The sequence below is a fragment of the Phocaeicola coprocola DSM 17136 genome (assembly GCF_000154845.1).
Lineage (GTDB): Bacteria > Bacteroidota > Bacteroidia > Bacteroidales > Bacteroidaceae > Phocaeicola > Phocaeicola coprocola.
The window spans coordinates 22466-44455 of the sequence record NZ_DS981487.1; the positions used below are offsets into that span (position 1 = coordinate 22466).

The 21990-nt window shown below is 40.4% G+C and carries 16 protein-coding genes and 3 tRNA genes; 8 read left to right on the forward strand and 11 right to left on the reverse strand.

Annotated elements, in window-relative coordinates; all coding sequences use genetic code 11:
* Positions 1-45: 45 nt before the first annotated feature.
* On the reverse strand, positions 46-2355 hold the full coding sequence (locus BACCOP_RS12000; protein WP_007569431.1) for a glycoside hydrolase family 20 protein: 2310 nt from the start codon (positions 2353-2355) through the stop codon (positions 46-48).
* Positions 2356-2902: 547 nt separating this feature from the next.
* On the opposite strand from BACCOP_RS12000, the gene BACCOP_RS12005 reads away from it, so the two are divergent.
* From BACCOP_RS12005 to BACCOP_RS12010, 3 genes are all read left to right on the forward strand, one after another.
* A complete protein-coding gene (locus BACCOP_RS12005; RefSeq protein ID WP_007569436.1) occupies positions 2903-3298 on the forward strand; it encodes a Crp/Fnr family transcriptional regulator in 396 nt (131 codons plus the stop codon).
* 93 nt (positions 3299-3391) lie between these two features.
* Positions 3392-3646 (forward strand): acyltransferase family protein, encoded by a 255-nt coding sequence (locus tag BACCOP_RS21310; protein ID WP_007569438.1) that lies wholly within the window; start codon positions 3392-3394, stop codon positions 3644-3646.
* Entirely contained in the window at positions 3630-4544 is a 915-nt protein-coding gene (locus BACCOP_RS12010) for an acyltransferase (RefSeq protein WP_007569440.1), read from the forward strand. Before BACCOP_RS21310 ends, BACCOP_RS12010 begins: the two co-directional genes overlap by 17 nt.
* Positions 4545-5498: 954 nt before the next feature.
* On the opposite strand, the gene BACCOP_RS20800 is transcribed toward BACCOP_RS12010, so the two are convergent.
* Both BACCOP_RS20800 and BACCOP_RS12015 read right to left on the reverse strand, forming a co-directional pair.
* A complete protein-coding gene (locus BACCOP_RS20800; RefSeq protein ID WP_007569442.1) occupies positions 5499-5642 on the reverse strand; it encodes a hypothetical protein in 144 nt (47 codons plus the stop codon).
* A 286-nt stretch (positions 5643-5928) separates the two neighbouring features.
* The gene (locus tag BACCOP_RS12015) at positions 5929-7356 is read right to left on the reverse strand and encodes an aspartate ammonia-lyase (protein ID WP_007569444.1); all 1428 of its coding nucleotides are present in this window, start codon (positions 7354-7356) and stop codon (positions 5929-5931) included.
* A 633-nt stretch (positions 7357-7989) separates the two neighbouring features.
* On the opposite strand from BACCOP_RS12015, the gene BACCOP_RS12020 reads away from it, so the two are divergent.
* Together BACCOP_RS12020 and BACCOP_RS12025 are read left to right on the forward strand one after the other, a co-directional pair.
* On the forward strand, positions 7990-8376 hold the full coding sequence (locus tag BACCOP_RS12020) for an ISAon1 family transposase N-terminal region protein (protein ID WP_007569446.1): 387 nt from the start codon (positions 7990-7992) through the stop codon (positions 8374-8376).
* On the forward strand, positions 8342-9334 hold the full coding sequence (locus tag BACCOP_RS12025; protein WP_185150252.1) for an ISAon1 family transposase: 993 nt from the start codon (positions 8342-8344) through the stop codon (positions 9332-9334). The genes BACCOP_RS12020 and BACCOP_RS12025 overlap by 35 nt, the downstream gene beginning before the upstream one ends.
* A 121-nt stretch (positions 9335-9455) precedes the next feature.
* Here the strand turns inward: BACCOP_RS12025 and BACCOP_RS12030 are convergent.
* From BACCOP_RS12030 to BACCOP_RS12040, 3 genes are all read right to left on the reverse strand, one after another.
* Positions 9456-9542, reverse strand: a tRNA-Ser gene (locus tag BACCOP_RS12030).
* Positions 9543-9547: 5 nt separating this feature from the next.
* A tRNA-Glu gene (locus BACCOP_RS12035) sits at positions 9548-9620 on the reverse strand.
* Positions 9621-9640: 20 nt separating this feature from the next.
* Positions 9641-9727, reverse strand: a tRNA-Ser gene (locus tag BACCOP_RS12040).
* A 350-nt stretch (positions 9728-10077) separates the two neighbouring features.
* Here BACCOP_RS12040 and pflB point away from each other — a divergent pair.
* Both pflB and pflA read left to right on the forward strand, forming a co-directional pair.
* A complete protein-coding gene (gene pflB / locus BACCOP_RS12045) occupies positions 10078-12300 on the forward strand; it encodes a formate C-acetyltransferase (protein ID WP_007569450.1) in 2223 nt (740 codons plus the stop codon).
* A 92-nt stretch (positions 12301-12392) separates the two neighbouring features.
* The gene (gene pflA, locus BACCOP_RS12050; RefSeq protein ID WP_007569452.1) at positions 12393-13121 is read left to right on the forward strand and encodes a pyruvate formate-lyase-activating protein; all 729 of its coding nucleotides are present in this window, start codon (positions 12393-12395) and stop codon (positions 13119-13121) included.
* A gap of 80 nt (positions 13122-13201) precedes the next feature.
* Here pflA and BACCOP_RS12055 read toward each other — a convergent pair whose 3' ends face one another.
* From BACCOP_RS12055 to BACCOP_RS12075, 5 genes are all read right to left on the reverse strand, one after another.
* Complete coding sequence (locus BACCOP_RS12055) at positions 13202-14416, reverse strand: sugar MFS transporter (RefSeq protein ID WP_007569453.1); 1215 nt, start codon at positions 14414-14416, stop codon at positions 13202-13204.
* A gap of 20 nt (positions 14417-14436) precedes the next feature.
* Complete coding sequence (locus tag BACCOP_RS12060; protein ID WP_007569454.1) at positions 14437-17295, reverse strand: bifunctional fucokinase/fucose-1-phosphate guanylyltransferase; 2859 nt, start codon at positions 17293-17295, stop codon at positions 14437-14439.
* A 6-nt stretch (positions 17296-17301) separates the two neighbouring features.
* The gene (locus tag BACCOP_RS12065; RefSeq protein WP_007569455.1) at positions 17302-18402 is read right to left on the reverse strand and encodes a GDP-L-fucose synthase family protein; all 1101 of its coding nucleotides are present in this window, start codon (positions 18400-18402) and stop codon (positions 17302-17304) included.
* A 119-nt stretch (positions 18403-18521) separates the two neighbouring features.
* The gene (gene gmd / locus BACCOP_RS12070) at positions 18522-19595 is read right to left on the reverse strand and encodes a GDP-mannose 4,6-dehydratase (protein WP_007569456.1); all 1074 of its coding nucleotides are present in this window, start codon (positions 19593-19595) and stop codon (positions 18522-18524) included.
* Between the two features lie 187 nt (positions 19596-19782).
* Positions 19783-21288, reverse strand: a complete 1506-nt coding sequence (locus BACCOP_RS12075) for a family 43 glycosylhydrolase (protein ID WP_007569457.1) — start codon at positions 21286-21288, stop codon at positions 19783-19785.
* A 225-nt stretch (positions 21289-21513) separates the two neighbouring features.
* On the opposite strand from BACCOP_RS12075, the gene BACCOP_RS12080 reads away from it, so the two are divergent.
* The gene (locus BACCOP_RS12080) at positions 21514-21957 is read left to right on the forward strand and encodes a PepSY-like domain-containing protein (RefSeq protein WP_022126509.1); all 444 of its coding nucleotides are present in this window, start codon (positions 21514-21516) and stop codon (positions 21955-21957) included.
* The last annotated feature ends 33 nt before the right edge of the window (positions 21958-21990 follow it).

The following is a 21990-nucleotide window of genomic DNA, read 5'->3' on the forward strand; positions in this document are numbered from 1 at the left end:
TTTATTCTTTGGTTTGCGAAGATACGAAAAGTAGCTGACAATACATTAGTTTACATAAATCTCATCCACAAAAATAAAGGCATCTCCACCTGGCCAGGTGTGCCATGAGGGGAGTTTAGGAGTGATTTTGCCAACTATCCTGACATAGCGTGCCTGTTGTGTGTCGAATGTCAGTTCATGGCGATAGATACCGTCAGGATCGTCTTTCTTTAACACAGGTTTTGAACTTTCTGCCACTTTGGTGAAATGCTTTCCGTCGGCAGAACACCATACTTCCATACCTGTGATGTCCATTACGGCAGATCCGATTGCTACATCGGTACGGAATGCTGCACTCGATACTTCTGTTTCCTTTCCTAAATCTACTGTAGCATTTAGATCGCAGAGGAAGCCCAGCCAGCGGCCGGTATTGTAACGTGTATCTCCAGTCAGTCCGTCGGTCAGTATGGAAGCTCCTTTGTAAGTATAGGTAGGACTCGGCTGTCCGGCCAGCGTTACAGGGCAGAATGTAGCTTTGTTTACACTGATCGTATCACACACTAAACTGTTGTCTGTTTCTCCCGGCATAATAACCTTTGCCTTAAGTATGGCATTGCTGTTTATAGTGAACGGTTCCTTATAAAGTTGTGATGCTTCTGTAGGTTCGCTACCATCCAAGGTATAATATATCTTTCTGTTTCCAAGAGTATTCAGTCGTATGCTGAGTTTACGGTTCAATGTATCATTCTCGTAATCGGATGTTACTTCGAATGCTCCTTTATGGTAGCTCAGACCATATTTGTCATATCGCTTGATGATGTTGAACATACGTAAAGCAAATTCATGATAATCTCTGTTCTGCTTGTCAAAACCGTTCCATGTAATTTCTGCGAGTGCGGCAAGTCGGGGCAGCAGGCGGTACTCTATCTGCTCCATTGTTTCTATGTCTTCGCTCCAGAGGCAAGCTTGAATACCTTTAATGTGTGCAGCATCAGTCTCGGTCATATCGCTGAGGATAGGATTAAAGTCATATACTTTTCTTATGGCATTATCTCCCGGCAGATTGAGTACATCCATTGCGCTGAAGTAAAGTTGTCCGCAAGGAGTCATGATTACATCGTATCCCTTTTTAGCCGCTTCTGCACCATATTCCGCATTTCTCCATGCCATAACAGTAGCATTGGGTGTCGCTCCTCCGGCAAGAATCTCATCCCAGCCTATAATGCGCCGTCCGTTTTCCTCAACAAATTTTTCCACTTCGGTCATAAAGTAGCTTTGCAGTTTGTCCTCTGCTTCATACTGCTTGGTATCTTTCCATCCTTGAGCCTTGATAAGGGCCTGACATTTGGGACATTCCTTCCAACGGTCGCGCGGACACTCGTCTCCACCAATGTGAATGTAGCGTGAAGGGAACAGTTGCATGACTTCTGTCAATACATCTTTCACAAACGGCAAAGTCTTGTCACTTCCTACGCACAACACATCCTTGTGTACACCATATTCTACAGCTGTTTCGTAGGGTCCTCCGGTACAACCGAGTTCCGGATAGGCAGCCAGTGCCGACTTGATATGTCCAGGAAGGTCTATCTCGGGTATAACTTCTATGTATCTTTCGGCTGCATATTTTACAATTTCCTGAATATCCTTTTGCGTATAGAAACCGCCATAAGGTTTTCCGTCAGTCCCTTTCACACCGTCTGTACGCAGTGATTCCTTTCTTTTGGAGCCTATTTCGGTGAGTAGGGGATACTTCTTTATTTCTATTCTCCAGCCTTGATCTTCAGTAAGATGCCAGTGAAATACATTCAGATTGTGTAGTGCCATAAGGTCGAGATACTGTTTCACTTGCTCTACGTTGAAAAAGTGACGTCCTACATCGAGATGCATGCCCCGGTATGCCAAGCGGGGATAGTCTTCGATGTTAGTCTGTTGGAAAGCAATTTTGTCGCTTGCCTCTACAGGGGAAGCCTTACGAAGTGTCTGTACCCCATAGAAGACACCTGCATGCGATCCTCCGGTTATGGTGATACCGTCGCTGCTTACGGCGAGCCGGTAACCTTCAGGATTTTTTATGCTTTTGTCTATGTTTAGCGTGATGTAATTTTTTGTTGCCTCTGTCGATGTGGCGAGGGTATAACCTGTACATTCGTTGATGTAAGCGTTCAGGAATCCGGCAATGGTCTTCATTTCATTGTCATTTTCGGGAGTAACAATGACGGTTCCTTTGTCCAAAATAAACGGCTTAGTCTGTGGCGTTACTTCGGTATGCTGCGGCAGCGGGATAATGGCATAGTCGGCAGTTCCTTCCCGTATATCTCTGCAAGAAAAAAGAGTTACTGTAACTGTTGCTGCGAGTAAGAATGATTTTAAATTCATATGTTATCAGTTAAAGGTTATATACGTTCTTAATAATTCTCTATACTTATTGTTTTTGTCTAACTCCAGATAAACTTTTTCGGAGCCGTTTGAATAATAAATTTACCTTCTAATTGTTAGTCGTAACTTTGGGCTACTTCTTCAGTTTTTTGTTGTCCTTACGACAACTATATACATAAGATTGTATACCTTATGTTCATATCGTTTTTTAATGTTTGGTACGTAACTACAAATATAGAGAATTATATAATTATAAATATTCTTCTTGTTATCTTTCTGTTTCCAGAAAAATATTTCTTTGATGTCTAATACTGGAGCTGTTTCTGATATCGCTATTCTCTTTATTACTACTTTTGTAATAAAAAATAATTATGGATAAAATAATCAGTTCTATAATAAATATACTCAACATTGATGACGAAATTCTAACTAAGTTTCTTGGTTATCTTCATCCAATGACTGTCCCTAAAAAACAATATTAATAAGGCCTCTCATTACAGATGAAAATGTATATATAATTGAAAAAGGAATAGCTCGTTCCTATGTAATGATTAATGAAAAAGAGGTCACGTCATGGTTCAGTAAAGAAGGTGAACTGATATTTTCAACTAATAGCTTTTACGGAAAAACAGAAGGATATGAAAATGAAAGGGTACAGATTCTGGAAGACTCATTGCTTTACTATATTAAAATTTCCGATCTGGAGGAACTCTGTTTTCAGCATATTGAAATATCTAACTGGCTTCGGTTGCTGCATCAAAAGGCATTTGTGGAAATGGAAAGGAGGCTTATATATCGTTTATATATGTCTGCAGAAGAACGCTACAGAGATTTTTATGCCAAAAACCCTGAAATATTTCAGCGTGTAAACCTTAGCTTTATAGCCTCGTATCTCGGAATATCTCAAGTTACATTATGGAAATTGAGAAAGAATATTAAGTAGTTAAAGAAATGGTCGGTTGTAGCGGTACTTATTTTGTATCGTATCATACAAAAATATAGTTTTGTGGTAAATTATTGAAGTTTTATAAAAGATATGCTACCAAAGTTACCAGCAAAACAGCCGAGGATAGTATGGCTTGATGTACTCAGGCTATGTGCCATATTTATGGTTATCTGTATTCATTGTTCTGATCCGTTTAATGTTTCTCCAGAGGCGCGCTCCAATCCGGATTTTAATTTGTGGGGAGGCATTTATGGTTCTTTTCTTAGACCATGCGTGCCATTGTTTGTCATGATTACGGGTATTCTGTTGTTGCCTGTAAAAATGTCTTTTGAAGACTTTTATTAAGAAAAGACTTCTCAGAATAGCTGTTCCATTTCTTTTGTGGTCTGTTTTATACAATCTTTTTCCATGGCTAACCGGAGTTCTAGGCTTGCCGCAAAGTACGATGTCCGATGTATTTGCTTACGCACCAATTGACGCGTCGCAATCTTTCAGTGATGCAATCAAAAATATAGCTCTTATTCCTTTCCAATTCAATGTTTATACAGTACCGATGTGGTATTTATATATGTTGATAGGGCTTTATCTATATATGCCGTTCTTCTCTTTTGGGGTGGAACAGGCAACGGTTAGGCAGAAAAAGATTTTTTTGATGTTTTGGTCTTTTTCTCTTTTCTTACCTTATGCTTATTCTTTTTTTTCGCCCAACCTTTTAGGTGTTAGTGCTTGGAATACATTTGGTACACTTTATTATTTTGCAGGATTCAACGGGTATTTACTACTTGGAAATTATCTTGTCAATGATGTAAAGGAATGGAAATGGTGTAAGACAATTATTTTAAGCTTACCTGTGTTCGCTATAGGATATATTGCTACATATATAGGCTTTAAAACGATGACAGCTAATCCGGAATGTTCGGAGCAGGAAATGGAATTATTCTTTTTATACTGTTCTCCTAATGTCGCTTTAATGACATTAGCATTTTTTCTTGTTATACGTAAAGTCAGAGTAAAGTCGAAAAGAATGATTCTTATGCTTGAGAATATTACAAAATGCGGCCTGGGAATTTATATGATACATTATTTTATTGTAGGGCTTGGATATGCTATAGCTGATGCCTTAGCGATTCCGGTATTTTTACGTATTCCTGTTACAGCCGTTATTGTTTTTGTTATTTGCTGGGTATTTGTTTCTGCTTGTTACAAGTTTGCTCCGAAATATTCAAAATGGATATTCGGATGAGGAAATGGCTTTAATGTTAATCTTATGATGTGATTTTAATAGGGGGTATACATTTGAATGGTCATGATATAAAATTTACTTTTTGTCAAAATGAAATTTAAACTTCTCTACAATCGTAAAATCAGTAGGGGATATCATATTTATTATAGATTTGTTATTCTTATACATGTAAGCAAGTTTCGATGAAAGGTATTTTTAATTATATACGAATATCTGTCTGTAAATGTGGTGTGAATAATAGTATGTTTGATATAGGTAACATTTTTCTTATAGCATAATGATAGTTTTTGAATGGGCTGTCTGAAGCTGAAATTAGATTGAGAAATCTTAAATTCTAGTTTGATTTCTATTTAAAAATAAGATATGCCGGGGTTTTAAATAAAACAACAGGACGTTTTTGTCAACTTATCAGGATGTTTTTGATGAAATATCAAGGTGTTTGGATGCTTTTAATTCTTAATATAAGTACACTTATTTAACTGTTGGAGAATATTAGATTGTAATATGAATAGTTACAAACGAAGTTGACATTAACATTGCGTTCTATTTGACGAAAATCTTCAGAATGTGCTGATAGAGAAAATAGATTAATTTGACAGATTTGATACTCAATTGGTTGCTTGGTTGCCTTTTTGATATATAGCGTACTGTTTGATAACTTGGGGGGATTATTTTATAGATAGAGTCTAGTTTTTGTAGCTAAAAAATTATGTAATTTAATTTTCACAACAAGAGTCTGAGATTTTTTCTTTTGCGAGAGGATTTTATTCTTTTCAAATTTTCTGCTACAGTTTTTGTAGATAGAAAATTTCTGTAGCAAAATTGTAGCAGAACTTGACTAAGATGTGATTTTTAATTATGCTGGGGATGATTGCAAAATGGCACTATAAAATAAAAAATACGAGATTCACTATTACTAAATCTAATAGCAGGTTTAGGCTGTCTATTTTTATATTACTCCAATTCCTGCTTCAATGCTTTGATTTCTTTCTCTTCTTCTGATAGTTCTTCTTTAATAAGGTATGTTTCTGGCATCTTTCTATGTACCAGACCATTCTCTTTTGCTTTTAATAATAAGTTATTATCAGAACTAATCACTACAATGTTTTGAATGTCATAACCGGATTTAAGTGCTGATAATATAAACCAATCATCATTTATGTCTTTATTAAAATCTCCGCCTTCAAAACACTCTTTTGACGAATCTTTACATGTTTCAATTATGAATTTTGGCTGAAAGCCTTTAATTTTACAACGTAGGGCAGTGCCCTACGTTTTGAATACCCCATACCAAATACGCCCTGAAATACGGGCATTGGCCTGTACTATATAATTTAAGGCTTTCAGCCAAAATATTTCCGTGCTTGTCAGGATTAATTTCAGTTCATTTTCTAGCCTTTATATCCAGCTTCACCGGCTTAATCATATTCTTAGGATCAAGGATTGTATCCAAATCTTCCTGAGTAAGAATTCCTTCTTCAAGAACAAGGTCGTAAACGCTTCGTCCTGTTTCCATTGCTTTCTTTGCAATATAAGTTGAGTGATCATAACCAATATACGGATTCAGAGCTGTTACAACACCGATACTGCGCTTAACTTCATTGCGGCAAGCTTCTTCGTTTGCGGTGATTCCGTCGATACACAATGTACGCAAAGTATCGAAACCGTTTATCAATAAATCAATAGATTCGAAACAGCATTGTGCCATTATCGGCTCCATAGCGTTGAGTTCCATCTGTGATGCTTCGCCTGCCATAGTTACACAAAGTTCATTTCCCATGACCTTGAAAGCAATCTGGCTCATAACTTCAGGTATTACCGGATTTACTTTTCCCGGCATGATTGATGAACCCGGCTGACGTGCAGGAAGATTTATCTCTCCGAATCCGCAACGCGGACCGCTGGCAAGTAATCTCAAGTCATTACATATCTTATTAATTTTAACAGCTACTCTTTTCAGTGCAGACATATAACCCACCATACATGAAGTGTCGGAAGTCGCGCCTACCCAATCATCGGCAAGACTTACTTCCCAACCTGTTATTTCCTTCAATGCTTCGATAGTCTTTTCAGCATAACCCGGTTCGGAACATATTCCTGTACCAATGGCTGTTGAACCCATATTCACAACAAGGAAATCTGCCGCAGCTTCGTTAAGATGTTTTATTTCATTTCTCAGGATACTTGCAAAACCATAGAAAGTTTGTCCAAGTGTCATCGGCACGGCATCTTCCAGCTGTGTGCGTCCCATCTTTATAATGTGAGCAAATTCATCACCTTTTTTCTGCAAAGCTTCAATCAGAGCTTCAAGATGCGGTAAGAATTTAAGATGGCTTGCGTAAAGTCCCATGTGGATAGCTGTTGGATAAGCATCGTTGGTTGACTGCGAGCGGTTTATTGTGTCGTGAGGTGAGCAGAATTCATATTCTCCAGCTTTCTTTCCAAGATGCAATAATGCTATGTTAGCAATTACTTCGTTGGCATTCATATTGGTACTTGTTCCGGCTCCACCTTGAATCATATCCACCTGGAACTGGTCGTGATATTTTCCGTCGAGAATATCTTTACATGCAGCTTCGATGCTTTTCAGTTGTTCGTCGCTAACTAAACCTAAAGCGTTGTTAGCTTTTGCAGCAGCAAGTTTTGTATATGCCAGTCCGTGAATGAAAAGAGGATAATCCTGCAATTTGAACTTACTTATTGAGAAATTTTCAATACCTCTCAGTGTCTGTATTCCATATAGTGCGTCTGCCGGAAGTTCTCTTGTTCCCAGCAAATCATGTTCTGTTCTTGTATTTTTGATATTTTCCATAAGGCATTAATATTTAGTTGTTATTATTATATCGCAAAGATATAAACTAACATTATGTAAGCAAATATTATTGTGTTAAATAGTATTTTTATTGTTTTATATAGTGGCATAGGGTATAAGTAATGTGTTTTGCTTACAAATTGTGTGCGTAAATGTAATATCTCTTGGAGCAGAAAAAGCTATATTCCTATATGAATTTTGGCTGAAAGCCTTTAATTTTACAGCGTAGGGCGGATGAGCAATCATCCTAATATTGGCAATCCTTTTAAGAATGCCAATAAAGCGGAATTTAATGCGAGAATGAATTGTAATTCCACTTATACAGATGTAATGCTATACCCAAAAGAATAGCATTGTATTTAAGTAATATTTAAATACTATTTAAAAAGTATATATAAAGCTAGGGGATAATTAACCTCTTAGCTTTTTGTATTTTTAAGAAGAAAAATCACAATTCGTTTTGGGGAATAATCACATTTCGTTTTGAGGCTTGTAATCGTTACTATTTTTACAGGCTGATTTTTAGTAACGATTTAGTAACGGAACTTTGTCAGAAGTAGGCATTTTAGTGGGTCAGTAGAAATTTCGTGGGGATTATTTTTTATACTCGTAAAGTATTGCTTACTTCGCATTATGAAAAACGATTATTTGAACATGCTAGCCAGCCTCGTGTTGCCGGCTCAGATATTAGATTACTTTCTTATCTCTGGAGTTGAACAAACCTCTCAAGAGATTCATATTAGTCTGGATGAAAAGATGAATCCCAAGTTAAGCAATGACGAACATTTTGAATCCAAAGGTTTTATGGAAGCTGTTAATGTGACAGACTTTCCCATACGGGACCATAAGGTAATCCTCAAGATCAGACGTCGTCGTTGGACGGACTTGCGCGCAGGTAAAAGTTTCAGTATTCCCATCGACCTCGATGTTGTAGCCAAGGGAACCAGATACTCCAAAGAATTTGGGGCTTTTTTAAAAGAAACGTATGGAGACATCCCCAGTGACCTGCCGTACGCTTGAGGAATTCTATCATATAGATGGTCATACATTTGAAAAACAGTACAAGGAGGTTCTCAGCGGATATCGTAATTGGGAACAGTTATCCCATGCCGGTGAATGGATGCTGTTTCCGGAAAATATGGGACCGTATCTGGCGATTGACGAGACCTCACTCTCCAACGGTGAACTTTACACCTTTGTAACCAACCGTGATGCCTGTACGAGAGAGTGCTCCCTGGTAGCTGTCGTGGCAGGAACTAAATCAGAGGATGTAATAGCTGTGCTGCAACGAATTGACGAGGAAAGCCGTTATGCCGTTAAAGAAGTGACACTTGACCTTTCAGACTCCATGCGCAAGATTGTACGGACTGCATTTCCTGAAGCCAGCCGTGTAATAGACCGTTTTCACATTCAGAAATTAGCTTGTGATGCCGTGCAGGAATTACGCATCAAACACCGTTGGGATGCCATACAGCAGGCCAATGAGGAAATGGAAGAAGCTAAGCGGAAGAACGAAGATTATGTCCCATACCGATATTCCAATGGCGACACCCGTAGGGAATTACTTATACGCTCCCGGTATCTGCTTTTCAAGTCAGCTGATAAATGGACGGAAAAACAGAAGCAAAGGGCAGCAATCCTATTTGAGGAATACCCTGACATCAAAAAGGCATACGGTTTGTGCCATTCCCTGCGGATGATTTTCTCTAAGAACACCATAAAGGACGCTGCACGTTTGGCTATGGCACGATGGTATAATAAAGTAGAAGAAGCAGGGATGCATTCTTTTAATGTCATTGCTGCTACTTTCTATGAGCACTATGATGAAATACTGAATTTCTACAACCATCGTTCTTCAAATGCGATGGCAGAATCGTTCAATGCAAAAATTAAACTGTTCAGAGCAAATCTAAGAGGAGTAGCTGATAAGAAGTTCTTTTTATTCCGCATTGCGAAGCTATATGCGTATCCCCACTAAATTTCTACTGACCCATTTTAGTGTCTTTCGATTGTTCGTCGGATAAATAAAAAAAAGTCCCGTAAAACATTGATTTTACGGGACTTGTCTATTTCTTTCCTCCTAATTTCTTAGGTCGTTGCGGAAGCTGGGGGATTCGAACCCCCGGTACGGTTACCCGTACGGCAGTTTAGCAAACTGCTGGTTTCAGCCACTCACCCAAACTTCCAAATGTAGCGCATACGGGAATCGAACCCGTGTTTCAGCCGTGAGAGGGCCGCGTCCTGGGCCACTAGACGAAAGCGCCATATCTGTAGAAACTAAAAGCGGAAGCTGGGGGATTCGAACCCCCGGTACGGTTACCCGTACGGCAGTTTAGCAAACTGCTGGTTTCAGCCACTCACCCAAACTTCCAAATTTATTGTTTCTGCTTACGTTTTCTCTCAAACGCGGTGCGAAGATAGATGGATTTTTTGATTTGTGCAAACTTTTGCGATACTTTTTTTATGCCTTCTATGGTGTTGTTTCGATAGTTTTCTGATTCTAAACTGATTAAGATTTTTATTTTTTTCTTTGAGTCGGACTGCTTGTCTGTATTTGTCGGATGTATTTTAATTTTTCAAAGGTTGGGATTTTTATATTCATTTTTGTAACTGTTGCAAATTGATAATATCACTAATTTTAGGTATTGTATAATTAGGCTTTATTGACTATCTTTGCATTCGGTTTTCAAATAGAGTAAAAACTAGATTAAATTATCAATTATGGCAATGAATTTTAAAGAAGGTCGTTGGAACCATGAAATCAACGTTACCGATTTCGTAAAGACTAACATTACCCCTTACGAAGGCGACGCCTCATTTTTGGCTGGTCCTACCGAACGTACAAAGGCTGTATGGAACAAGTGTCTGGAAGCTTTGGCTGAAGAACGTGCAAACAACGGAGTACGCTCGCTCGATCCTTCTACAGTTTCTACTATCACATCTTTTGCAGCTGGATATATTGACAAGGATAACGAAGTGATTGTAGGATTGCAAACTGATGAAGTGTTACGCCGTGCCATCAAACCTTTTGGAGGTATTAAGGTGGTAGAAAAAGCGTGCCGCGAAAACGGAGTAGAGGTTGACCCTAAGGTAAAAGATATTTTTACCCATTATCGCAAAACGCATAACGATGGTGTATTTGATGCATATACTGAAGAGATTCGTTCGTTCCGCTCTTTGGGATTTTTGACTGGATTACCTGATAATTATGCTCGTGGACGTATAATCGGTGATTACCGTCGTTTGGCATTGTATGGTATTGATCGTCTGATTGAGGCAAAACAGGACGATTTACGTCATCTTACAGGTCCTATGACTGATGAGCGAATCAGATTGCGTGAAGAAGTGGCAGAGCAAATTAAGGCTTTGAAGGAAATAAAAGTGATGGGACAGCAGTACGGACTCGATTTGAGTCGTCCGGCTACTACTGCACAGGAAGCTGTTCAGTGGGTATATATGGCTTACCTGGCTGCTGTGAAAGAACAGGATGGTGCTGCAATGTCACTTGGTAATGTTTCGTCATTCCTTGATATTTATATTGAGTATGATATGGCTCACGGAAATCTTGATGAGTTGCATGCTCAGGAGTTGATTGACCAGTTTGTCATTAAGTTGCGTATGGTGCGTCATCTTCGTATGCAGGCTTATACGGATATCTTTGCCGGTGACCCGACTTGGGTAACGGAATCTATTGGTGGACGTTTTAATGATGGCCGTACGAAAGTCACAAAGACTTCATTCCGTTTCCTCCAGACTCTTTATAACCTGGGTCCTTCTCCAGAACCTAACTTGACTGTTCTGTGGAGTCCGCAGTTGCCGGAAGGATTCAAGGATTTCTGTGCTCGTGTGTCGATTGATACATCATCTATCCAGTATGAAAATGATGATTTGATGCGTGAGGTACGTAATTCGGATGACTATGGTATCGCATGCTGTGTGTCTTATCAGGATATAGGTCGTCATATTCAGTTCTTCGGTGCACGTTGTAATCTGGCTAAAGCTTTGTTGCTGGCTATTAATGGTGGACGCTGTGAAAATACAGGAACACTGATGGTGAAGGATATTCCTGTGCTGACGGGAGATGTACTGAACTACGAAGAGGTGCTGGCTAACTATAAGAAGGTCTTGAAAGAAATGGCTCGTGTGTATAACGAAGCGATGAACATCATTCACTACATGCATGATAAATATTATTATGAAAAAGCTCAGATGGCATTTGTTGATACAAATCCGGTTATCAATCTGGCGTATGGTGTAGCGGGTATGTCTATTGCTGTCGATTCACTTTCGGCTATCAAATATGCTAAAGTTACCGCTAAACGTAATGAAATCGGCCTGACTGAAAGCTTTGATATCGATGGCGAATTCCCATGCTTCGGTAATGATGATGACCGTGTAGACCATTTGGCTGTCGACTTGATTTATTATTTTGATGAGGAATTGAAGAAGCTTCCGGTATACAAGAATGCAAAACCAACATTGTCTATTCTTACTATTACTTCAAATGTGATGTATGGTAAGAAGACTGGTGCAACTCCTGATGGACGTGCAAAAGGTGTTGCTTTTGCTCCAGGTGCTAACCCGATGCACGGACGTGATAAGAATGGTGCTGTCGCTTCTTTGAGCTCGGTTGCTAAATTGCGTTATCGTGACTCACAGGACGGTATCAGTAATACGTTCTCTATTGTTCCGAAATCGCTTGGTGTAGATATGGAGAATCGTGTAGAGAATCTTGTTACAATGATGGATGGCTATTTTATCAAGGGTGCTCATCACCTGAACGTAAATGTGCTGAACCGTGAGATGCTGGAAGATGCTATGGAGCATCCGGAAAAATATCCGCAACTTACGATTCGTGTTTCCGGATATGCTGTCAACTTCATTAAATTGAGCCGCGAGCATCAGTTGGAGGTTATTTCTCGTAGCTTCCACGAACGTATGTGATTTTTGTAATCATTACTTGATATGTAAAACATTTGTCGTTCTCCTCGCTGAGCTGGGCGGCAAATGTTTTTTCTTTAATTAATATTGAACAGATGATTAGAGTACATTCATATGAATCGCTTGGTACGTACGATGGTCCGGGGATTCGCCTTGTTGTCTTTTTGCAGGGCTGTAATTTCCGTTGTTTGTATTGTGCCAACCCTGATACCATTGATGCAAAGGGAGAGAGTAAGGAAACTTCTCCTGAAGATATTTTGAAGATGGCTGTCAGTCAGAAACCTTTTTTCGGAAAGAAAGGGGGAATTACATTTAGTGGAGGTGAACCGACTTTTCAGGCTAAAGCGCTGATTCCATTGTTTCGGATGTTAAAGGAGGAAGGTATTCATATCTGCGTTGATACTAACGGGGGTATCTGGAATGAAGATGTAAAAGAACTCTTTTCACTGGCAGACTTAGTTTTGCTTGATGTGAAAGAATTCAATAATGAACGTCATAAGACTCTTACCTCACGTAGCAATGAGCAAACACTTCGTACGGCGGCATGGCTGGAAGAAAATGGAAAACCATTTTGGCTGCGTTATGTACTGGTGCAGGGCTATAGCTTCTTTCGGGAAGATATTGAGGCGTTAGGAGAGAATTTTAAAGATTATCGCATGATACAACGGGTGGAAATTCTTCCGTATCATACCTTAGGAGTACATAAATATGAAGCAATGAAGCTGGAGTATAAACTGAAAGGTGTGAAACAAAATACGCCCGAGCAACTGGAAGAAGCCCGGACGTTATTTGAAAAGTATTTTGATACAGTTTATGTAAATTGATTTATACGCTCTGAATATAATCTTTCGAGTTATTTGTCAGCCTGATGCATGGTGTTTAACTTTGCATCAGGCTTTTTTATTTAGCGGTTATTCTTTTGCAAATGGATTGCATAGGCCAAGATGACAATAAAACAAAGCAACGGAACGATAAAGCCTGTAGCTGTGCTTATTGTATCTGCGATGTATCCCATAATTATGGGAGCTATGGCTCCTCCTACAATACTCATAATAAGATAGGAAGATGCGCGTTTAGTATGTTCACCTACACCTCGTATGGCAAGTGCGAAAATGGTGGGAAACATAATAGATTCGCATAGGAGGCAAAGAAAAAATGCTCCTACCGATATGACTCCCATACCTAACATCACTAAGATCATGGCTAGAATAGCTCCTGCCGCCATATACGTTAATAAACGTTCGGCACGGATGAATCCCATCAGCCAGCTTCCTCCCATTCTGCCGGCCATAAAAAGTCCCATGCCGACAAATGACAACCAGAGGGCTGCCTCACGTGCGGATATACTGATGTGCTCTGTCACATAATTGATGAAGAAACTGTTAATACCTGTTTGAGCTGCAACATAAAAAAACAGAGCTATCAGTCCGAAGGTAAAATTGCGATGCTGCCATAAAGAACTTTGCTTATTGTTTGCAGTTTCGACTGGCTCTTCGGCAAGTGTAATTTCAGGCAGATGAATGCGTGAGAAAACAATTGCTACGAGCAGAACTAATATGCCGATGATGGCATAGGGGATAGCAACACTTCCGCTTCCTCCATCTGCGGCAAAGAGGAACAAGCCTCCTACCAGTGGGCCGCAGATCCAGCCCAGTCCATTGAATGATTGTGCCAGGTTTATTCGTCTTTCGGCGGAGTCTTTATCGCCTAACACCGTTACATATGGGTTGGCTGCTGTTTCTAGGCAGGTTAATCCACATCCGATAATAAACAGTGAGAGTAAGAAAAATTCGAAAGACATGATCTGTTCTCCGGGGATAAACATGAGTGCACCGATGCCATAAAGCAATAACCCAGTGACAACTCCTGCCCGATAGCCATGACGACGGATTATTTCTCCTGCTGGCATGGCCATCAGAAAGTAACCCCCATAAACTACCGCTTGTATAAGTGCTGAATGAGTTTTTGAAATACTTAATGCATCTTGAAAATGTTTGTTCAGCACATCCAGAATGCTATGTGCAAATCCCCATAAAAAGAATAGTGTAGTGATAAGTACAAACGGGACGAGGTAATTTACCCCGTCGGCCGTTTGCACCAGTCCTATTTTTGGTTTCATATGTTTTTGTTTGATAGTTATTAACTACGGCTTACCTCCAGACCTTTATTGGAAAGGCTCATTTCTACAAAACGGGCACGGTCGTTTGGCGGGTTCTGGGTAAGTATTTTACGAATACGCAAGGCGGCTTCAGGGTCTTTGGCAACCATGTATAGATAGCCACCGCCTCCGGCTCCTGGAAGTTTATAACCCAAACAAAGATCATCTATCTGTTGGGTAATGGCCGCTACACTGTTAGGATTGGTTCCTGAATCGAGTGCCTGATTCTGTTGCCATGTTTTGCGTATTAATCTTCCCATTTCCTCGAAACTGTTTCGCTGGATTGCATCGTATAGATCGATGGCATGTTGTTTCATTTGTCCCAGTAAATTCAAGTGCTCTGTAGAATTGAGGAACATGCCACGTACGATTTCTGCCAAAATACCTTTTGCGGTACGTGTGATACCTGTATAGTATAATAGATGACATTTTTGATATTCATCGTGTGTAAACAAGTGTTCTGGCAACCAGCGTACCATTGGCTCCTGGTTCCATCCGGGTTGTGTCTGCAAGAGTTTCACACCTTGAAGCACGCCTCCGTATTGATCTTGCCATCCGCCTCCGGTTGTAAGCAACTGTTCTAATATCAGTGTACGGCTTCCGATTTCGTGTTTGTCCCAGTTTAAGCCACAAAAATCGTTTATTGCTCCTAATACAGTAGAGGCTAGGATAGAGCTTGTTCCTAATCCTGAGCCGGCTGGAATAGCAGACAATAGTGTTACTTCTATACCAGCTCCGAATGAACGTAATTTTTCTTCCAGTGAAGTACATCTTTCTGCCGAGAAGTCGGGATGGAAACCTGCCAGTACTAACGCTGCCTTAGGAATAGAGAAGGGAGAGCCTACTTTATTGAATGTATGTAGTTCATCGAAAGTGGTGATAACTTCCATTGCACCCAAGTCGATGGAACGAAGGATGATTTTATACTCATTACAGGGTTTGACATAGACTTGTAACGGGGGTTGACCGTTTAGCTCTATTGCAATGTTTACCACGTTTCCTCCTTCCATCAAACTGTATGGAGGGGTATCTGTCCAACCTCCAGCTAAGTCTATACGTACCGGACTGCGTCCCCATACAATCTGGTCCGGATACACCGAAAGACGAGGGTGCTGTTTATGGTCGACTGTTGAAGTAAGCCCTTCACGCATCAGGCTGAAAGCTTTTTCTTCTTCCCGTGCTATTTCTTCTACCAAATGGCCGTCTGAATCACGCAGTTGTAATGTTCGTGCACGGAACATTGCATCGCTGATACGGGTCATTAACGGTGCAGAGGAGGGAAGGGGAGCGGGTAATTCTAATTGATGATGTGCATATTCTTCGGCTGCTTCTTGCAAATTGAGCTGATAGAATACACTGCGTTCATAATTTTTAGCCAGGGCAGTCCAGCTGTTTTTACGGAAAGCTTCACGCTGCTCTGTCAGACGGCGCAGATTGGCATAAGCTGAAATCTCATCGGCTGAAACTTTTTGTGCGTGTATCCAGATATCTTTTCCCTCGTTCAACTTCGGCTCGTCTGTCATCCAACGCATGACAATTCCAAGTTCGTCGACAGATGTACATATCGGGAATATGCGTGCAGCCTGAAGATCATGGTTACATGCTATTTCATCAGCTGTCAGACCACGGTCTGATAACCATTTCTGAACCGGTATTCCTTGATATAAGGTTGAATCATCTTTCAGACTGCCTTTGAAAGCGTCATTAAATCCATAGGGACGGGCCACATAATTACTTTCTCCCATCGGTATGACGTCGATACAGATTCCCTCAGGAATATTGATGTGCCATTGATTGACAGGTACTCCTGTTATGATATTGCGCTTATGGAGTGTCCAGTTTTTACTTATGCAACTGTTTTCTATCCATACCTCTGAGTTTTCGGATGTCAGTGTATAGTCGGTCAGTGCATTTTGCACGAAGATAGCCGGATGAGGCTTTACTTTCTTGTGCATAATTGCTCTCTGGTCGATTACGCAATTTTGTATTGCCAGTGTAGACGAAATCATCTCCCGGCTTGTTCCATAGTGATGAAATTCACCACCCGGCAATGGCAGGATTGCTACTGTAAGTTTGTTTATTTCGGGATCGTTGATACGAGGATGGCTGCCTAGAGCTGGTCCGAAGTCAGAATACATATCGTAGAAGCCGATTGATCCATCCTCTTTGAGTGAACGTTTTACCATTAACTCTACAGCCCGGTCACTTAGCAGCCAGATGCCAATATCCATCAGAAACAGATAGTTTTGCATCAATGCTCCTAATTCATCTACACTCGGCTTTTGAAGCATGAAGTCCAGCTTTTCGGGAGTATTGCGTGATGAAACAAATACACCGTGATTCTTTGCCAGTTCAGGATCTACCCACAGTCCGTAACATACAACGTCTGCATCGGGGATTTCTTGTAAGGCTTGTTCTGCACGGATATATACATCTCCGCTGGCAATAAGTGTATGCAATTTCTCCGGGGCTTTCTGCATGATTTGCTCATACAGGGGAAGCTGAAGTGACAATAAGTTTTGTGTAAGCTTTTGACCACGTCCCCAGCGGAAAACTGGGATTGGGGTAAGTATTTTACCGGAAGGAGCATATGAGGGCAATCTCCGACTTTGGCCGCCGGCGTGTAGCAGGATACGTTTTTCGTGAGCAAGCCATTCTGTGAGTGGAGTAGTGTCACTTTCGCTGTTTTTGCATGCTTGTAATAACCATGCAGTTCCACCACCCGAACCTAACTTTGAACCTACCGGATCGGATGTACAGAACCATTCTTGATGGTTGGCATGCTCTATATCGTGAAAACATTCCACCAGATTAGGTGGAAGCGATAAAAGTTTCTTCATATTGGATTATGTCGTTTGATGATTGATGCAAATACCTTTCAGATACCATTCGTAAAGGCGATGTATTCCTTCGTCAATTTCTACTTTGTGATGCCAGCCTAAGGCATGAAGTTTAGAAACGTTGGTAAGCTTACGCATTGTGCCATCAGGTTTTGATGAATCCCATTGCAGCTTGCCCTTAAAGTCTATTTCTTTCATGATTTTTTCTGCAACTTCACGGATTGACAGCTCTTTTCCTGTACCTACGTTGATGTGGCAGTTGCGTACTTCTTTTGCCCCTTCTGCATAGGTATCTTTGAAATCGACATTTAATAATACATGTACGCTGGCGTCTGCCATTTCCTCACTCCATAAAAATTCGCGTAATGGCTTGCCTGTTCCCCATAAAGTAACGGCTTGAGGGGTAATGCCGAATTTAGCCAGTTTATCAAGAATTTCCTGGTCTGTGCAGTTGCCGTCTACACCTTCTACCGGACGCAGGTTGATATCTTTTCGTACAGCTTCCCAGTTATTCGTATTCAAGCATTTAGCAAGATGGATTTTACGGATCATTGCTGGCAATACATGACTGTTTTCCAGATGAAAATTATCATTAGGACCATACAGGTTGGTTGGCATAACAGCAATGTAGTTCGTGCCATACTGCAAATTGAAACTTTCACACATTTTCAGTCCGGCTATTTTGGCGATGGCGTATGGCTCATTAGTATATTCTAACGGAGAAGTAAGAAGAGCTTCTTCTTTCATTGGCTGCATCGCTTCACGAGGGTAGATGCATGTACTGCCTAAAAACAATAATTTCTTTACCCCGTGACGGAAACTTTCACCTATTACATTCTGCTGAATCTGTAAATTGCGGTAAATGAAATCAGCGCGGTATTGCAGGTTGGCCATAATTCCTCCTACATGTGCAGCTGCTAATACTACGGCATCAGGCTGTTCTTTGTCAAAGAACTCTCGTACTGCTATCGGATCCAACAAATCAAGCTCTTTATGGGTACGTCCTACCAGATTGGTAAAACCGCGTTGCATCAGATTATTCCAGATGGCAGATCCAACCAGACCTCGGTGTCCTGCCACGTATATTTTTGAAGATTTGTCTAGCATTGTGATTCTCTTTTTTAAAGTAGGAACGCGAACTTAATCACTAAGTCCGCGCCCCAAATTCATTTTTAATGAATTTATCGGTAAAAATAAAGTAGTGTCTTTTGCAGGAAATGACACTGCTATATTGATTTATAATGCAATTTTTTTACGAATTTCATATCATGCTCTACCATGATACGGACTAATTCTGCAAAAGGCGTTTTGGTAGGATTCCATCCCAAAAGAGTCTTGGCTTTCGTTGGATCTCCTAAAAGTTGTTCTACTTCACATGGGCGGAAGTATTTGGGATCTACTTCAACTAATACTCGTCCGGTTTCACGGTCAATACCTTTTTCGTCTACTCCACTACCTTGCCATTCAAGTTCAATACCTAAATAGTGGAAAGCTAGTGTACAGAATTCACGTACGGTATGCATTTCTCCTGTAGCAATGACAAAATCTTCAGGGGTATTGTGCTGTAAAATAAGCCACATGCATTCTACATAATCCTTAGCATAACCCCAGTCGCGTTGTGCATCTAGATTACCTAGATATAACTTATCCTGAAATCCTTGTTTAATGCGTGCTGCAGCCAATGTGATCTTTCGTGTAACAAAAGTTTCTCCACGTCGTTCTGATTCATGATTGAACAAGATACCGTTTACAGCAAACATTTTATAACTTTCACGGTAGTTCTTTGTTATCCAGAAACCATATTGCTTTGCTACACCATAAGGCGAACGGGGATAGAACGGTGTGGTTTCCTTTTGTGGAACTTCCTGCACTTTGCCAAAGAGTTCTGAGGTAGAAGCCTGATAGATGCGACAGGTTTTTTCCAAACCGCAAATACGTACAGCTTCCAATAAGCGTAACGTGCCTATGGCATCGGCTTCGGCTGTGTACTCTGGTACGTCGAATGATACTTTTACATGGCTCTGTGCTGCTAGATTGTAGATTTCTGTAGGATGAATATCACCAATAATTCGGATAAGCGAACTGGAGTCTGTCATATCTCCCCAATGTAGGTTCACCAAACGTGACTGTTTCATATCGCGCACCCATTCATCCAAGTAAAGGTGTTCGATACGTCCCGTATTGAACGATGAAGAACGGCGTAAAATACCGTGCACTTCATATCCTTTTTCTATAAGGAATTCGGCAAGGTATGAACCGTCTTGTCCGGTAATACCGGTTATTAAAGCAACTTTTCTCATAAATAAAACTTTACTGAATAGGTTTTTTTATTTCTCAACACAAAGATATGTCAAAAAAGCTGTATTGCCAAGTGCGGTTTATATTATTTCCATATTATTCACGTCTTCTTGAAATTGGATTTTTCGGCAAATGGCTCTACGATTTATTTGTTTGCGTACCCAGTGTATTCCCTTTATTTTTATTAAGTTATAAAGTACGATAGGTAAAATCTGTTACATGCACTTCACCTTCACCTCCTGCATATATGCCAGGACGGAGAGAGAGGAATTCTCCCAATGTATTGTGATGGTAGCCTTGCATGTCAAATCCCCATGGATATTTGTGCCATGTCTTACCGTCGGTGCTGTACCATCCGGAAATAATGTTGTCATAATTGCGTAAGCGTACCCATAAGCGGCATTTTCCATCATTTACGGTTATTTCCGTTTTGGGCAGGCTGGTATGTACGGCTCCACGGCGGTAACGAAGAAGTTCACCGGGACGGAATCCTAACCCAAAATGCATGTCTTTATTGTAGTAGATGACTAATCCGGCTGAAGCTTCTGCATTATTCAGTTCAAGGCATGCTTCGATTTCATACCGGTGATCACCTGCACGTGCAAGAAGGGGAGAGGCATCTTTGGGACTTTTACCTTTTGCTTTCAGTGTGATGAGTTCTGGAGTGATATGGAAGCGTGCGGAGAAGTTTTCTCCGGCTGCTTGCCAGATAAAATCTTTCGCTGTACGCAATGACGGACGTTGAGGCTCCGGCAATGGAGCGGGTTTGTCTGTGAGATGTAGCCATCCGTCATCACCTATAACAACTTCACGTGTTAAAGTTTGTCTTCCTAACGTAAGATATCCTTTCTCATATCCATGGAAAAAAAGCATCAATTTACCTTCTGGAGTATCAACTACTGATCCGTGTCCTTGACTCCACCAGGTTTCTTGTGGTGACTGAGCTCGTAATAATGGATTCTCTGGCGCATTTTCCCAAGGACCGTGTACGCTTTTTGAACGTGCCTGTACTACCATGTGTCCTGTAGGAGGTCCGGCAGTTCCACCTTCAGCCGCTAGTAGATAATACCAATCATTGATTTTTTTCACATTCAGGCCTTCTAATGAGAAGCTTTCTATATCCCATTCTTCAGGTATCTCCCAACCTTTATAGATGATTTCAGGCTTACCTGTAATGGATAGTCCGTCGGCGCTTAATGGATGTAAATCGCCTGCGCTGAGTAATAGATATCGGTTACCTTTTTCATCCACTACATGCTCAGGATCTATTCCTCCTACTTTCAGATCTACAGGTTTACTCCATGGACCTTCAGGGCTGTCTGCCCATGTAACCATATTCGTTTTTTCTCCTTTTTCATTGCGGGTCGGGAAATAGATATAAAAACGGTTGTCGTACACACAAATATCAGGAGCCCAAATGTCACCTGTATATTCGGGTAATGCTGCCGAGCAGGGAGTCCAGTCTGCGAGATTTTTTGAACTGTATACCACTAGTCCCGGAGTGTAGATGAATGACGAATGTACCATGTAATAAGTGTTACCTACGCGTACTACTGATGGATCTGGCATATCGCCTTCCAACAGGCGAACTGTTGTTGAAACGGGCTCGGTTTTGTCTTGTTTTTTCTGATTCTCCGTAGCTGTACAACTTGTAAATAAGGCTGCAAGCAGAAGAGCATAAATGCTGGTTCTCATAGTTAATAAAATTTGTGTTAAGTGTTATGTTTCGCAAGTTCGTCAAAATAAGTGAAATATCCAAATATTTAGATATCTCAGGTAAATGTGTATCGATAAAATCAGGCGTTGAAGAAAAAATAACAGTAAATTTTGGAAATTCCCAATTCTTTTCAGAATCGGTAGGTAGTTTTGCAATAGAAAATTAAACGAAAACAAATAATAACTCTTTAAAAACTTATGATTATGAAAAAGTTAGTATTTTTCTTGGTGTGTTTGTTTACAATGCAGGTTGTAGTGGCTGACAATGATAAGCCTGTCACTTTTGAACAGCTTCCTCAAGCGGCTCAGAGTTTTGTAAAAAAACATTTTGCAGACCGTAATGTGGCTTTCTCAAAAATGGATAAAGATATATTTGATGTTACTTATGATGTCATGTTCGTTAACGGTGATAAATTGGAATTTGACAAGCAGGGTAACTGGAAAGAGATGAAGTGTAAACATGGTTTGGTGCCTGAAACTGCAGTTCCGGCACAGATTGTAAAATATGTAAAAACAAATTATCCAGAAGCGAAAATCTTGCAAATAGAAAAAGACCGCTATGAATATGAAGTAAGATTATCGAATTTTTGGGATTTGAAGTTTGACTTGAAATTTAATCTGATTGATATGGATCGTGATGACGATTAAAAAAGGAAGATAATTTTAAAGTGGCATGCCTCC